Annotated in this window: 11 protein-coding genes; 10 read left to right on the top strand and 1 reads right to left on the bottom strand. The window is 75.2% G+C overall.

Annotation, left to right across the window (positions count from 1 at the left end):
• The first annotated feature begins 254 nt into the window (after positions 1–254).
• From hpnC to LWC33_RS18195, 8 genes are all read left to right on the top strand, one after another.
• Positions 255–1148, top strand: coding sequence for a squalene synthase HpnC (hpnC, locus tag LWC33_RS18230; RefSeq protein ID WP_233305605.1), 894 nt, complete (start codon positions 255–257; stop codon positions 1146–1148).
• Complete coding sequence (locus LWC33_RS18225) at positions 1145–2248, top strand: squalene/phytoene synthase family protein (RefSeq protein ID WP_233305604.1); 1104 nt, start codon at positions 1145–1147, stop codon at positions 2246–2248. The genes hpnC and LWC33_RS18225 overlap by 4 nt, the downstream gene beginning before the upstream one ends.
• Entirely contained in the window at positions 2245–3657 is a 1413-nt protein-coding gene (gene hpnE, locus LWC33_RS18220) for a hydroxysqualene dehydroxylase HpnE (RefSeq protein WP_233305603.1), read from the top strand. Before LWC33_RS18225 ends, hpnE begins: the two co-directional genes overlap by 4 nt.
• Positions 3654–4700 (top strand): polyprenyl synthetase family protein, encoded by a 1047-nt coding sequence (locus LWC33_RS18215; RefSeq protein WP_233305602.1) that lies wholly within the window; start codon positions 3654–3656, stop codon positions 4698–4700. Before hpnE ends, LWC33_RS18215 begins: the two co-directional genes overlap by 4 nt.
• A gap of 13 nt (positions 4701–4713) precedes the next feature.
• Positions 4714–6624: a squalene--hopene cyclase gene (shc, locus tag LWC33_RS18210; RefSeq protein WP_372476623.1), complete on the top strand. Its 1911-nt coding sequence runs from the start codon at positions 4714–4716 to the stop codon at positions 6622–6624.
• A gap of 34 nt (positions 6625–6658) precedes the next feature.
• Complete coding sequence (ispH, locus tag LWC33_RS18205) at positions 6659–8197, top strand: 4-hydroxy-3-methylbut-2-enyl diphosphate reductase (RefSeq protein WP_233305601.1); 1539 nt, start codon at positions 6659–6661, stop codon at positions 8195–8197.
• A gap of 3 nt (positions 8198–8200) precedes the next feature.
• Positions 8201–9205 (top strand): adenosyl-hopene transferase HpnH, encoded by a 1005-nt coding sequence (gene hpnH, locus LWC33_RS18200; RefSeq protein WP_233305600.1) that lies wholly within the window; start codon positions 8201–8203, stop codon positions 9203–9205.
• A 180-nt stretch (positions 9206–9385) separates the two neighbouring features.
• Positions 9386–10045: a VC0807 family protein gene (locus LWC33_RS18195; RefSeq protein ID WP_233305599.1), complete on the top strand. Its 660-nt coding sequence runs from the start codon at positions 9386–9388 to the stop codon at positions 10043–10045.
• Between the two features lie 23 nt (positions 10046–10068).
• Here the strand turns inward: LWC33_RS18195 and LWC33_RS18190 are convergent, their stop codons facing one another.
• Complete coding sequence (locus LWC33_RS18190) at positions 10069–11199, bottom strand: MGDG synthase family glycosyltransferase (RefSeq protein ID WP_233305598.1); 1131 nt, start codon at positions 11197–11199, stop codon at positions 10069–10071.
• Positions 11200–11258: 59 nt separating this feature from the next.
• On the opposite strand from LWC33_RS18190, the gene LWC33_RS18185 reads away from it, so the two are divergent.
• A complete protein-coding gene (locus LWC33_RS18185) occupies positions 11259–13625 on the top strand; it encodes an MGDG synthase family glycosyltransferase (protein ID WP_233305597.1) in 2367 nt (788 codons plus the stop codon).
• Positions 13626–13734: 109 nt separating this feature from the next.
• A complete protein-coding gene (locus LWC33_RS18180) occupies positions 13735–14646 on the top strand; it encodes a DMT family transporter (RefSeq protein ID WP_233305596.1) in 912 nt (303 codons plus the stop codon).
• Positions 14647–14673 lie beyond the last annotated feature (27 nt).

Raw genomic sequence — 14673 nt, 5'->3', positions numbered from 1 at the left:
CACACCGAGGTTCTACACGCCCGGTGGGGGGAAGGCCGCCCCACTTTTGTACGTGCGTGACAATTCTGGTCCGAAAGAATTAACACGCGTTGAGGAGAGTCCGGCTGCCCTCGTGCGACACGATCAGCGGCGTGGCACGGGGGAACGAGGCGCCCGCAGGGGCGTCGGGAGACGTGTGCGCGGGCTCGGTCGGGGCCGGCGGACAAGGCGTGCCCGCAGTGCCTGCAGTCCCCGGAGAGACCCAGGCCGACCCCGTGGCCGTGTCCAGGCTGCGCGAGGCCGAGGCCTCGGAGAACTTCCCCGTGGCGATGCGGATCCTGCCCGCGCGGTATCGCCGCAGGCTGCGGGCGGTGTACGACGTCGTCCGGGTGATCGACGACCTCGGCGACGAGGGCACCGGCACCCCCGCCGACCGGATCGCCGCGCTCGAGGCCTTCCGCGCCGACCTGCACGCGGCCGCGCCCACGACGCCGGTGCTGCGCCGGCTCGCCGGGATCGCCCCGGACCTGCCGGCGGAACCGTTCGACCGCCTGCTCGATGCGAACGTGCAGGACCAGGAGACGGTGACCTACGACACCTGGGACGCACTCCTCGGGTACTGCGCCCTGTCGGCGGACCCCATCGGGCGGCTCGTCCTGGCGATCTTCGAGGTGCCCGCGGACGGCGAGATCGAGCACGCCTCCGACGCCGTGTGCACCGCGCTGCAGCTCCTCGAGCACCTGCAGGACGTCCGCGAGGACCGGGGCAGGGGCCGCATCTACCTGCCGGCCGAGGACCGCGCGGCGTTCGGCGTCACGGAGGCCGACCTCGACCGTCCCGTCGCCACGGACGCCCTGCGCGCGCTCGTCCGGCACGAGGCGGAACGCGCGGAGCAGCTGCTCGACGCCGGTACACCGATCGTCGGCGCCCTGCACGGGTGGGCGCGCCTCGCGGTGGCCGGCTACGTCGCCGGCGGCCGGGCGGCGGCCGACGCGCTGCACCGGGTCGACGGCGAGGTCCTCGGCCGCGCCGCCGAGGCCGCGCACAGCCGGAAACGGGATGTCCTGCGGCACCTTCCCGCGGTACTGATGCAGACCCGATCACCCGGCCCGCGCCGGGCCCGGTCCCGTCCGGATCTCCCCCGCACGACCCCCCGGAGCTGCCGATGACCGACCCCTCCCGGCCGACCGCCACCACCGCCGCCACGACCGACCGCTCTCCCCGCCCGACCACGGGGCCCGGGGACGGCTCCGCCGACCCCGAGGACGGAACCGCCACGAACCGCACCGAGGACGCACCCGGCCGCCCCCTCGACCTCGCCGCCGCCTACGCCGCCTGCGAGGAGATCACGCGTCGCGAGGCGCGCAACTTCTCCTACGGGATCCGCCTCCTGCCGGCGCCGAAGCGCGCCGCGCTCTCGGCCGTCTACGCCCTGGCCCGCCGCATCGACGACATCGGCGACGGCGACTTCGACCCGCCCGGCGGCGCCACCGTGATCTCGTTCGAGGAGAAGAGCGCCGCGCTCGCCGAGGTCCGGGCGTCGATCCGGGCCATGCGCGCGCAGCGGCCCGACCCGTCCGACCCGGTGCTCGTCGGCGTCACCGACGCCGCCCGTCGCTACCCGATCCCGCTCGGCGCGTTCGAGGAGCTGGTCGACGGCGTCGAGGCCGACGCACGGATGGACCGCGACGCGTCCCGCAGCGGTGCGGACGGGGCCCGTGGGGTCGACCACCAGGACCTGGCCGCGCGGCCGCACACGACGTTCGACGACATGACGGTCTACTGCCGGCAGGTGGCGGGCTCGGTGGGCCGGCTCTGCCTCGGCACCTTCGGCTCCCGCCCGCACCCCCGGGCCGCGGAGTACGCCGACGCGCTCGGGATCGCGCTGCAGCAGACGAACATCCTGCGCGACATCCGCGAGGACCTGCGCAACGGTCGGGTCTACCTGCCCACCGGGGAGCTCGCGCGGTTCGGCGCCGAGCTCCGGCTCGACGACGCCGGCGCCCTGGCCGACCCCGACGGCGCCCTGGCCGCCTACATCCGCTTCGCCGCGGAACGGGCGCGGGGCTGGTACGTCGAGGGACTCAAGCTGCTCCCGCTGCTCGACCGGCGCAGCGCGGCCTGTGCGGGGGCGATGGCGGGCATCTACCGGCGGCTGCTGGAGGACATCGCGGCGGAGCCCCGGTCGGTGTACGCGCAACGCCGGTCGCTGTCCGGCGCGCAGAAGATCGGCGTGGCGCTGCGCGCCCTGGCGGGGCGGACGGCGTGAGCGGAAGGACGCGGGTCACGGTCGTCGGCGGCGGGCTCGCCGGCGTCGCCGCCGCGCTCCGCTGCGCCGAGGAGGGGCTCGCCGTCACGCTGCTCGAGTCGCGGGCCCGGCTCGGCGGGGTGGCCGGCTCGTTCACGCGCGGCGAGCTGGCGGTCGACACCGGACAGCACGTGTTCCTCCGTTGCTGCACGGCCTACCGCGATCTCGTCGTGCGGATCGGCGCCGCAGACATGATCATGCTCCAGGAGCGGCTGGACATCCCGGTGCTGGCACCCGGCGCCGCTCCGGCCCGGCTGCGCCGCACTCCGCTGTCCCTGCTGCCCGCCCCGCTGCACCTGGGAGGTGCCCTCCTGCGCTACCGGCACCTGTCCGTCGCCGAACGGCTCCGGCTCGTCCGGGCGGCGCTGGCCCTCGGCGCCGTCGACCGCACCGACCCGGCCACGGACGGGCGGTCCTTCGGCGACTGGCTCGCCGACCACGGGCAGAGCCGCCGGGCCGTCGACGCGCTGTGGGACCTCGTCGGCATCGCCACCCTGAACGCCCGGGCCGGCGACGCCTCCCTCGCGCTCGCCGCCACGGTCTTCCAGCTGGGCCTGCTCACCGACGCCGCCGCCGGCGACATCGGCTGGGCCACCGCGCCGCTCGGCGCGATCCACGACGACGCCGCCCGCCGCGCCCTCGCGGCGGCCGGTGTGGAGGTGCGGCGGTCCGCGAAGGCGCGGGCGCTCGTGCAGGACGGGGCCCGCCCGGGAGGCCGGTGGCGGGTCCCGGTGGGAACGACCGACGGAGAGGAGGAGCTCGTGACCGACCGGATCGTGTGCGCCGTGCCGCCGGGCCCCGCGGAGCGGCTGCTGCCCACGGGGGCGCTGCCGCTGCCCGGGGGCTGGGCCGATCGGCTGGGCAGCACCCCCATCGTCAACGTGCACGTCGTGTACGACCGCCGGGTCCTCGGCCCCGAGATCGACACCGGGTTCGCCGCGGGCGTGGACACGCCCGTGCAGTGGGTCTTCGACCGGACCGGCCAGTCCGGCGCCGCCGCGGTGTACGGGCCGCGCGCCCAGTACCTGGCCGTCTCGCTCTCGGCCGCCGACGACCTCGTCGGGATGCCCGCGGCCGCGCTGCGGGAGCGGTTCCTGCCGGCGCTCGAGGCGCTGCTGCCCGCCGCACGCGACGCGGTGGTCCTCGACTCGTTCGTGACCCGGGAGCCGCACGCCACCTTCCGCGGCGCCCCCGGTCAGGCCTCGCTCCGGCCGGGCCCGCGCACCGCCCTGCCCGGGCTCTACGTCGCCGGGGCGTGGACCGACACCGGCTGGCCCGCGACCATGGAGGGCGCGGTCCGCAGCGGCGTGGCCGCCGCCGACGCCCTGCTCGCGGACCGGGCGGCCGTGCCGGCGGAGGTGGCCGCATGACCGCCGTCCTCGGGACCACCGACACCGCCGCCGGCCCCGACGTGCCGGCCCTGCTGGCCGGGTGCCGGGACGCCGTCACGCCCGCGCTGAAGGCCGCCGTCGCCCGCCTCGACACCGCCAGCCGCGAACAGGCCGAGTACCACCTCGGCTGGGTCGAGCTCGACGGCTCGCCCGGTCGCGGGGGTGGCAAGGCCGTGCGCCCTGCGCTCGCGCTGCTCTCGACCCGGGCGGCCGGGGCGCCCGTCGAGGCCGGGATCTCCGGCGCCGTGGCCGTCGAGCTGGTGCACAACTTCTCCCTGCTGCACGACGACCTCATGGACGGCGACACCGAACGCCGGCACCGCCCGACGGTCTGGTCCCGCTGGGGCGCGGCCTCGGCCATCCTCTGCGGCGACGCGATGCTCGCGCTGGCCACCGAGGTGGTGCTGGAGGACCCGTCGCCGCACGCGGCCGAGGCCGCCCGGCTGATCGCCACCACCACTCGCGAGCTGATCCGCGGGCAGGCCGAGGACGTCGCCTTCGAGGACCGCTCGGACGTCGGCGTCGACGAGTGCCTGTCGATGGCGGCCGGGAAGACCGGCTCGCTCCTGGCCACCAGCGCCGCGATCGGCGCGGTGCTGGCCGGTGCCCCGTCCGCGTCGGTGGCGGGCCTGCGGGACTACGGCGCGGCGATCGGCCTTGCCTTCCAGTTGGTTGACGACCTGCTCGGGATCTGGGGCGACCCGGCCGTCACCGGGAAGCCCGTGTTGTCGGACCTGCGCTCGCGCAAGAAGTCCCTCCCGGTGACCTTCGCGGTGCAGCGCGGCGGGGCGGCCGGGCGGGAGCTGGCCGCGTGGCTCGACCGCACCGGTGAGCAGACCGAACACGAACTGCACACAGCCGCAGCACTCGTCGAGCGGGGCGGCGGGCGCGAGTGGGCCGCCGCCGAGGCGCGGCGGCAGATGGACCTCGCCGAACGGGCCCTCACCGGTGCCGGGCTCGCCGACGGGCCGCGCGCGGAGCTCGTCGCGCTCGGCCGCCACCTGACGACACGAGACTTCTGAGCAGGGAGAACTGGTGACCCTCACCGCACCGGAGACCGGCACGACCGAAGCCGGTGACGCCCGGCGGACCCTCGAGAAGGCCGTCGGCTTCCTCAGGTCGATCCAGCACGAGCGCGGCTGGTGGCAGGGCGACCTCGAGACCAACGTGACCATGGACGCCGAGGACCTGCTCATGCGGGAGTTCCTCGGCATCCGCACCGCGCGGGAGACCGAGGAGGCCGCCCGCTGGATCCGCTCCCAGCAGCGCTCCGACGGCACCTGGGCCACCTTCGCGGGCGGCCCCGGCGACCTCTCCACCACCGTCGAGGCGTGGGTCGCGCTGCGGCTGGCCGGCGACGACCCCGCCGCGGAGCACATGCGGGCGGCGGAGAAGTTCGTCCAGGCCGAGGGCGGCATCGAGCGCTCCCGGGTGTTCACCCGGATCTGGCTGGCGCTGTTCGGGCTGTGGTCCTGGGACGACCTGCCGAACATGCCCCCGGAGCTGATCTTCCTGCCGAGGTGGTTCCCGCTGAACGTCTACGACTGGTCCTGCTGGGCCCGCCAGACGGTGGTGCCGCTCACGATCGTCGCCACGCTGCGGCCGACTCGGCCGCTGCCGTTCGAGGTCGACGAGCTGCGGTCCGGGGCGGCGCCGGAGCCGTTCGACGCGCCGTGGACCTGGGCCGGGACCTTCCAGCGGCTCGACGTCGGCCTGCACGCCTACGCCAGGCGGCCGATCGGGCCGCTGCGCCGGCTGGCCATGCGCCGCGGCGCGGAGTGGATCCTGGCCCGCCAGGAGGCCGACGGCGGCTGGGGCGGGATCCAGCCGCCGTGGGTGTACTCCCTGCTCGCGCTGCACCTGCTCGGCTACCCCCTCGACCACCCGGCGGTGCGGGCCGGGCTGGAGGGCTTCGAGCGGTTCCTCGTCCGCAGGGAGACCCCGGACGGCACGATCCGGATGCTCGAGGCCTGCCAGTCGCCGGTCTGGGACACCTGCCTGGCCGTCACCGCCCTGCTCGACGCCGGCGCCCCGGCCGACGACCCGGCGGTCGTCCGGGCCGCCACCTGGATGCTCGACGAGGAGATCCAGGGGGTGCGCGGGGACTGGGCGGTCCGCCGCCCGGACCTGCCCGTCGGCGGCTGGGCCTTCGAGTTCGACAACGACGGCTACCCCGACACGGACGACACCGCCGAGGTCGTCCTGGCACTGCGCCGCGTCGCGCACCCCGACCCGGAGCGGCTGCGGGCGGCGATCGACCGCGGCGTGGTCTGGAACGTCGGGATGCAGTCCTCCGACGGCGGCTGGGGCGCCTTCGACGCCGACAACACCCGCGAGCTCGTCACCAAGCTGCCGTTCTGCGACTTCGGCGCGGTGATCGACCCGCCGTCGGCCGACGTCACCGCCCACGTGGTGGAGATGCTCGCCCACGAGGGCCTGGCCGACGGGGAGGCGTGCCGGCGCGGCGTGCGCTGGCTGCTCGACCACCAGGAGTCCGACGGCTCGTGGTTCGGCCGCTGGGGCGCCAACCACGTCTACGGCAGCGGCGGCGTCGTCCCGGCGCTCGTCGCGGCCGGGATCCCGGCGTCCGACCCGGCGATCCGGCGGGCGGTCACCTGGCTGGAGCGCCACCAGAACGCCGACGGCGGCTGGGGCGAGGACATCCGCTCGTACTCCGACCCGACCTGGATCGGCCGCGGCGAGTCCACCGCGTCGCAGACGGCGTGGGGCCTGCTCGCGCTGGTCGCCGCCGGTGCGGCGCGGTCGGGGGCGGCACGGCGCGCCGTCGGGTTCCTCGCGGACACCCAGCTCCCCGACGGCAGTTGGGAGGAGGAGATGTACACCGGCACCGGGTTCCCGGGCGCCTTCTACATCCGCTACCGGCTGTACCGCATGACGTTCCCCGTCTCCGCCCTCGGGCGCTGGTGCGAGGAGGTGGGCGCATGAGCCGCGTCGACGTGCAGTCCCCCGGGGAGGCGGCATGAGCACCCCACGAGCGGTACCGGCCCTGGGACCGCCGGTGGTCTGCGCCCCGCTGGGCGTGGAACGCGCCGCCCTGCGCGGCGTGGTCGGCGACGCGACGGTCGTCCGGACCGGGATGGGCCCGGCCCGTGCGCAGGCCTCGGCCGCCTGGATCGCCTCCGGCGGCCCGCGCCCGGTGCTGGTCACCGGCGTGGCCGGGGCGCTGGACGCGGCGGTCCGGGCCGGCGACCTGGTGGTCGCCGACGAGATCCGGTTCACCGACTTCCGTGCACCGGTCCCCGTGCCGACCGCACCCGCGCTCGCCGCGGCGCTGCGCCGGCTCGGCCTCCGGGTGCACCTGGGCCCGATCGTCTCCTCGCCGACCGTGGTCGAGGGGGCGCGACGTGCCGGGCTCGGCCGCGAGGGCGCCCTCGCCGTCGACATGGAGTCCGGGTGGCTCGCCGAGGCGTCGGCGGGCGGGCCCTTCGCGGTCGTCCGGGCGATCGTCGACACCCCCGTGGCGCCGCTGGTGCGGCCGGGCACCCCGGTGCGCGGTTTCACCGCGCTGCGGGCCCTGCGCCACGGCGCACCCGCACTGCGGGAGTGGTTCGCCGCGACGTGGACCGGGCCCGCCGCCCGCGAGGTGGTGCTCGCCGAGCCGCGGAGCTTCTGCGCCGGGGTCGAGCGGGCGATCGACATCGTCGACCGGGCCCTCGACCGCTACGGCGCCCCGGTGTACGTGCGCCGGCAGATCGTGCACAACGCGCACGTGGTGCGGCGGTTGACCGAGCGCGGCGCGGTGTTCGTCCAGGAGGTCGAGGAGGTGCCCCGCGGCGCGACCTGCGTGCTCGCCGCGCACGGCGTCTCCCCCGCGGTCCGGGCCCAGGCCGAGGCCCGCGACCTCGCGGTCATCGACGCCACCTGTCCGCTGGTCGGGAAGGTGCACGCCGAGGTCAAGCGGCACACCGGGCGCGGCGAGACAGTCTTCCTCATCGGCCACGCCGACCACGAGGAGGTCGAGGGCACGGTCGGCGAGGCCCCGGCCGACATCGTCGTGGTCGAGGACGAGGCCATGGCCCACACGGTGACCGCGCCCGATCCGGGCCGGGTCGCCTACGCGATGCAGACCACCCTCGCGGTGGACGAGGCCGAGCGGATCGCCGCGGTGCTCCGCGGCCGGTTCCCGGCGATCTCGACACCCCGCCGCGACGACATCTGCTACGCCACCACGAACCGTCAGCGCGCGATCCGCGCGGTGGCCGCCGAGACCGACCTCGTGCTCGTCGTCGGCTCGGAGAACTCGTCGAACTCCCGCCGGCTGGCCGAGGTGGCCGCCCGCGCGGGCACCCCGGCCCACCTCGTCGACGACGTCGGCGGGATCGACCTGACCTGGCTCCACGGGGCCCGGCGGGTCGGGGTCAGCGCGGGGGCGTCGGCGCCCCCCGAACTCGTCGACGAGGTCGTGTCCTGTCTCTCCGGCCTCGGTCCGGTCGCCGTCACGACGACCACGACCGGGACCGAGGACGTCGTCTTCACCCTTCCCAAGGAGGTGAGCTGACCAGTGGCGATGCCTCTGCGCCAGTCCATTCGACTCGGTACGTACCTGCTGAAGCAGAAGATCAAGGGCGCCGAGAAGTACCCGATCCTGGTCGAGCTCGAACCGCTGTTCGCCTGCAACCTCAAGTGCAACGGGTGCGGCAAGATCCAGCAGCCCGCGCACCTGCTCAAGCAGCGGATGCCGGTCGAGCAGGCCGTGAACGCCGTCCTGGAGAGCGGCGCGCCGATGGTCTCCATCGCCGGCGGCGAACCCCTGATGCACAAGGAGATCGACGTCATCGTCCAGCGGCTGCTGGACCTCGGCAAGATCGTCTTCCTGTGCACCAACGCGGTGCTGCTGCCCAAGCACCTGCACCGCTTCACCCCGCACAAGAACTTCGCGTGGATGGTGCACATCGACGGGCTGCGCGAGCGGCACGACGAGTCGGTGGCCAAGGAGGGCGTGTTCGACCAGGCCGTCGCCGCCATCAAGATGGCGCAGGAGGCCGGGTTCCGGGTCAACACGAACACCACGTTCTTCGACACCGACACGCCGCAGGACGTCATCGACGTGCTCGACTACCTCAACGACGAGCTCAAGATCGACAACATGCAGATCTCGCCGGGGTACGCCTACGAGAAGGCTCCGGACCAGGAGCACTTCCTGGGCGTCCAGCAGACGCGCGAGCTGTTCAAGAAGGCCTTCGACAACGGTCGCCGGCGCAAGTGGCGGCTCAACCACTCCTCGGTCTTCCTGGACTTCCTGGAGGGGCGCCGGGACCTCGAGTGCACCGCGTGGGCCATCCCGTCGTACTCGCTGCTGGGCTGGCAGAAGCCCTGCTACCTGCTCGACGACGGGTACGTGAAGACCTACCGGGAGCTCATCGACGACACCGACTGGGAGGCCTACGGCCGCGGCCGCGACGAGCGCTGCGCCAACTGCATGGCGCACTGCGGGTACGAGCCGTCGGCGGTGTTCGCGACGCTCGGGTCGCTGCGGGACACCATCCGCACCGCCGCGGGCGCCTGACCGCACCTCCGGAGCAGGTCAGCGCAGTGCCGGGACGCGGGCTCACGGGGAGGTCACAACGGGCAACCGGCCCGTTATCTCCCCGTGACCCGGACCGCTACACTCCGGGTCACGCGATCGACGACGACGCGGGCGTACTGGTTTCCCGAGCCGACAAGGACCTGCATGCCGGAGCACCGGATGACCACTCTGATCCATCTGCCCCCGATCGGATCCCTGTTGCGCCACGCCGGCCGACCGCTCCTGGAGTCCACGCTCATCCCCCTCGCGCTCTTCTGGATCCTGTTCACGCACGCGGGCTTCGACGCGGGGATCATCGGGGCGCTGTCCTGGTCGGCGCTGGCCATCGGGCGCCGCGTCGTCACGCGGCGGAAGATCCCCGCGGTGCTGTGGCTGACCACCGTCCTGCTCGTCGTCCGCACCGCGGTCGGGCTGTGGACCGGGTCCGCCTTCCTCTACTTCCTGCAACCCACCGTGCAGAACTTCGTGTTCGCCGGGCTGCTGCTCGTCACGATCGGGCTGGAGCGGCCGCTGCTGGCCAAGCTCGCGGACGACTTCTGCGCCTTCCCCGACACGCTCACCCAGCACCCGCGGATGAAGAGCTTCTTCAAGAAGGTCTCGCTGCTGTGGGCGGCGGTCTTCCTGGTCAACGGCGTGACCACGCTCGCGGTGCTGGCCACCCAGACGGTCGGCAACTTCCTCATGGTGTCCACGGCCGGGTCGTACTCGCTGGTCGCGGTGGGCATCGGCCTCTCGCTCTGGTGGTTCCACCGCTCCCTGGCCGGCGAGGGCATCGGGCTGCGGATCGGCGTGCCGCAGCCGAAGCTGCGCGTGGGCTGAGGCTCCCCCCGCCCCAGAGCGGGTCAGAGGCGGCGGGCCAGGTCCTCGAGCTCCGTGTCGAGGGTGCGGCGGGAGAACTCCCGCGCCCTGCGGCTCAGCTCCTCGCGGCCCGCGGGCTCGGCGCGCAGCCGGCGGACCGCCTCGGTGACGTCGGCGGGCCGCGGGCAGACGAGCGCCAGCCCCGCCTCCTCCGTCATCCGCGCCCCGGCGCGGCCGTGCCCGGGCACCGGGTTCGCGAACAGCACGGGCGTGCCGACGGACAACGACTCGCTGGCGATCATTCCGCCGGCGGTGGTGAGCACCAGGTCCGCCGCGGTGATCAGCTCGGGCACCCGGTCCGTCCAGCCGAGAGCGGTCAGCCCCGGCGTCCCTCGCGCGCCCAGCCGGGTCCGCAACCGGCCGTTGCGCCCGCACAGCACCACGGCCTCGATCGGCGGGCCCTCCCCCGCGCCGCCCGCCAGCACGGCGTCGACCACGCCCTCCATGCCGCCGAACGCCAGCGAGCCGCCGGTCACCAGCACCACGAACGCGCCCTCCGGCAGCCCCAGCGCCGCCCGGGTGGCGGCCCGGTCCCCGGGGTGGAAGCGACGGTCGACGGCCGCGGGCGCCACCCGCACCTCGGCCTCCGGCACCAGGTCCGTGGCCTGCGCGCGGCTGGCCGGGAGCAGCGTCCAGGTCTCGTCGACGTCCGCCCACACCCAGAACGGGTGCACGGCGACGTCCGTGACCACCGCGACGCTGCGGGCGGGCAGCTGCCCGTGCCGGCGCAGCCAGGCGAGCCCGCCGCTGATCATGGGGTAGGTGGAGACCACCAGGTCCGGATGCTCCTCGCGCAGCAGCGGGGCGAGCGCCCGGCCCAGCCGCGCCGCCGCGACGCGCTTGCAGAGCGCGGCGAACCGCGGATGGTGCACGAGCAGGTCGTAGCCCAGGCCGTACAGGCCGGGAGCCCAGCGCATGGTGGCGGCGTAGGAGCGGCGCAGCACCGCGTCGCGCACGCCGCCGCGCCGCCCGCCGCTCGCGCTCTCCACCTCGTGCACCTCGGCGGCGGGCCACAGCTCCCGCATCCGCGCGGCCAGGGCACGGGCCGCGGCGACGTGGCCCTCCCCCACCGGGGCCGACAACACCAGGACCCGGCGCGGCGCTCCACCGTCCATACAGGACACGATACCCCCGTCTCCCCCCGCTCGATCACTCCCCGCACGCAAGGACACTGATGACCGATCCGCAACGGTTGCTGCTGGTCACCGGCAGTATGGGCGCAGGCCACCACGCGGCGGCCCGTGCCGTCGAGGAACGCGCCCGACGGTCGTGGCCGGGCGTCGAGGTGACCTGGACCGAGACCCTCGACGGCATGGGCCGGCGCGCCGGACCGCTGTTCCGCGCCGTGTACGCCGGCTGCATCCGCTACCTGCCCTGGTTGTACGAGCTCTACTTCCGTCTGCTCTGGCACGTACCCGTCTTCCGCGCCGGCACCCGTGCCGTGATCGGACGGTGGAGCGGTCGCGGCCTCGAGACCACACTCCACGAGCACCGGCCGGACCTGGTCGTGGCCACCTTCCCGGAGGGCATCACGGGCCTCGCCTGGCTGCGGCGCCGCGGCCGGCTGGCGGCCCCCGCCGTCGCCCTGGTCAACGACCCCGCCCCGCACCCGTTGTGGGCCTCGCCGGTGCTGGACCTGCACCTGGTGAGCACCGAGGAAGGGGCCGCGCTGCTGCGCCGGGCCGCCCCGGGCGCCCCGGTCCGGGTGGCCGCCCTGCCGGTGGTGTCCGCGTTCGGCCCGCCCGAGGAGGCGCCGCGGGAGCGGCCGCGGGTCCTCGTCTCGTGCGGCTCGCTGGCCTTCGGCGACGTCGCCGGGATCTGCGCGGGCGCGCTCGACGCCGGCGCCGAGGTGGTCGTCACCACAGGCCGGCTCCCCGCGCTCCGCCGGCGGCTGGAGCGGATGGCCCGGCTTCATCCGGAGGGCGGGCGGCTGACCGTCGTCGACTGGATCGACGACCCCGCCACCGCCACCCGGGAGTCCGACCTGGTGATCACCAACGGCGGGGGTGCCACCGCGCTGGAGGCACTCGCCTGCGCCCGCCCGCTGCTGCTCGCCGACCCCATCCCCGGCCACGGCCGGGCCAACGCCGAGGTGCTGGCCGCCGCGGGGCTCGCCCGGATCTGCCGCGGCCGGTCGGGCGTGGCGGAGGCGGTCGCCGAGCTGCGCGATCCCGGCGCGCGGGCCGTCGTCGTCAAGGACCTGCGCCGCCGGCTCGAGGCCCGCGACCTGGACCGGGACGTCGCCGCCCTCGCCCGGCTCGGGGCGTCGCCCGTCGAGCAGCGGCTGCGCCCGCAGGACGCCCTGTTCGTGCACGCCGCGACGCCGGAGGTACCGCAGCAGGTCGGCGCCCGGATCACGGTGGAGGGTGCGCCCGCCGAGGGCTGGGTGGCACATCTCGACGCGCTGGTCCGGGAGCGCGCACCGCACCTCGACCTGCTCACCCGGCGGCTGGCCCCGCCGCGGCCCGGGCGGCCGCTGCACTGGCGCTCGGAGCCGGTTCCGGACCCGTTGGCCCACGTCCGGCGGACGGTCTGGGGGATCGGTCCGGACGGGGACCACGCGACCTGGGACGACGCGGTCACCGCGTTCTTCGCCGACGCCCTCGACCCCGGCCTGGGCTGGGAGCTCCAGGCCGCCGGTGCGGACACCGGCGATGCCGCGGTGCTGGCGCGCGTGCACCACGCCCTCGGCGACGGCCTCGCGGTGACCGACGGGCTGATCCGGCTGCTCACCGACGAGAACGCCGGGACACCGGCCGCGCGGATGGCCTCCGCCGGCGGCGAGGGGAGCGGGGGCCGGCTCCGGCAGGCCCTCACGGTCGTCCGCGGGATCGCGAGCCTGGCCACGGCCGGTCCCGCGGGGCGGTCCCCGCTGGTCGGGCGCTCCGGGTCCGCGCCCCGGCGGCTGGCGGTCGACCTCGACGGCGGCGAGGTCCGCCGGGCCGCCCGGGCCCACGGCGTCGGCACCACGGTCCTGGTCCTGGCCGCGCTGGCCCAGACGCTGCACGAGGAGTTCGACGCGCCGCCGCGGATCCGCACGATGGTGCCCATGACGACGCGCACACGCGCGGGCGTGGGCAGCCGGTCCGGCGGGAACCGGACGGCGGCGGTGTCGGTGGACCTGCCGACCGGGCCGATGACCACGGCCGAGCGGATCGCCCGGGTGGACCGGGCGCTGGCCGCGGGCTCGTCGGCGGGGCAGCCGGAGGGCGCCGCGGCGGTGCTGGCCGCGCTGGGCCTGCTTCCCGGCCGGGTGCAGGCGCCCCTGGTGAAGCTGGTCTACGGCCGTCGGTTCTTCCACCTGCTGGCCTCGGTGATGCCGGGCGCGCGCCGCCCCCTGCACATCCGCGGCGGGCTGATCAGGACCGTGCAGCCGGTGCTGCCGCTCGCCGACGGCGTCGGGCTGGCCGTCGGGGCGCTGCACTGGGGCCGGTACACGTGCGTGGGAATCACCGCCGACCCCGCCGTACTTCCCGTGATCGAGGGAATACCCGCTGGCCTGAGGCGGTCGTTGGAGAGTATGCAGCTACCCGGACGCTGAGCGAAGCTTGCGGAGTATCGGCACCGAGCGAAGCTTGCGGAGCGACCGGCGGCGTTGGGCGGGAGGTCGGGCACGTGTGCGACGGGGGGTGGTGAGGATGGACGGCGACATGCTGATCGCGGTCCCTGCCGCCGTGCTCGGGGCGGCCGGGTTCGGGCTCGCCACCGCCGCCCAGCAGCGCGCCACACACGAGGTGGAGACCGCGCCGACGCTGAGCCCCCGGCTGATCACCACGCTGGCCCGGCGGCCGATGTGGCTGCTCGGCCTGGTCGCCACCGTCGTGGCGCTGTTGCTGCAGCTCATCGCCCTCGCGTACGGCGCGATCGCCGTCGTGCAGCCGCTGCTGGTCACCGGGGTGGTGTTCGCGGCGGCGTTCTCCTCGCTGATGTCGCGCCGCCGTCCGGACCCGCTGATCCTGCTCGGCGCGCTGCTCTGCGCCGCCGGGATCGCCGCGTTCCTGCTGCTCGCGCGCCCGGTGCCGTCGGAGCAGGAGCACGTCGACGTCTGGGGCGGGCTGCCGCTCGCGATCGCGCTCGCCGCCGCCGTGGTCGGTTCGATCGTGTACTCCTCGCTGGTGAGGCACCCCACGCGCGTGCTGGCCCTCGCCCTGGCGACCGGGATCATGTACGGCGTCACGGCCGGACTGATGAAGGTCGTCACGGGGCAGCTGCGGATCGGGCTGCTCGAGCCGTTCCAGCACGCCACGCTCTACGCGGTGTGCGTGATCGGGCCGATCGGCTTCCTGCTCAGCCAGAACACCTTCCAGCAGGGGCGGATGGTGTCGCCGGCCGTCGCCGTGATCACCAGCGTGGATCCGGTGGTCGCGGTGCTGATCGGCGTGTCGTGGCTGGGCGAGCGGCTCGACTCCTCGCCGGCGCTGCTCGGCGGGCAGTGCTTCGCCGCCGTCGTGGTGATCGCCGGGATCGCCTTCATCACCCTGCGCGGCAGCCGTCTGCTCCACGAGCTCGACGCCCAGCACGCGGCCTCGGGTCCCCACCGGCCGGACGTGGCCCCCGGATGAGCCGCATCATGGAACCATACTCTCGAA

The sequence above is a fragment of the Pseudonocardia terrae genome (assembly GCF_021343995.1).
Lineage (GTDB): Bacteria > Actinomycetota > Actinomycetes > Mycobacteriales > Pseudonocardiaceae > Pseudonocardia > Pseudonocardia terrae.
This window is presented reverse-complemented; position numbering and strand designations above follow the sequence as displayed.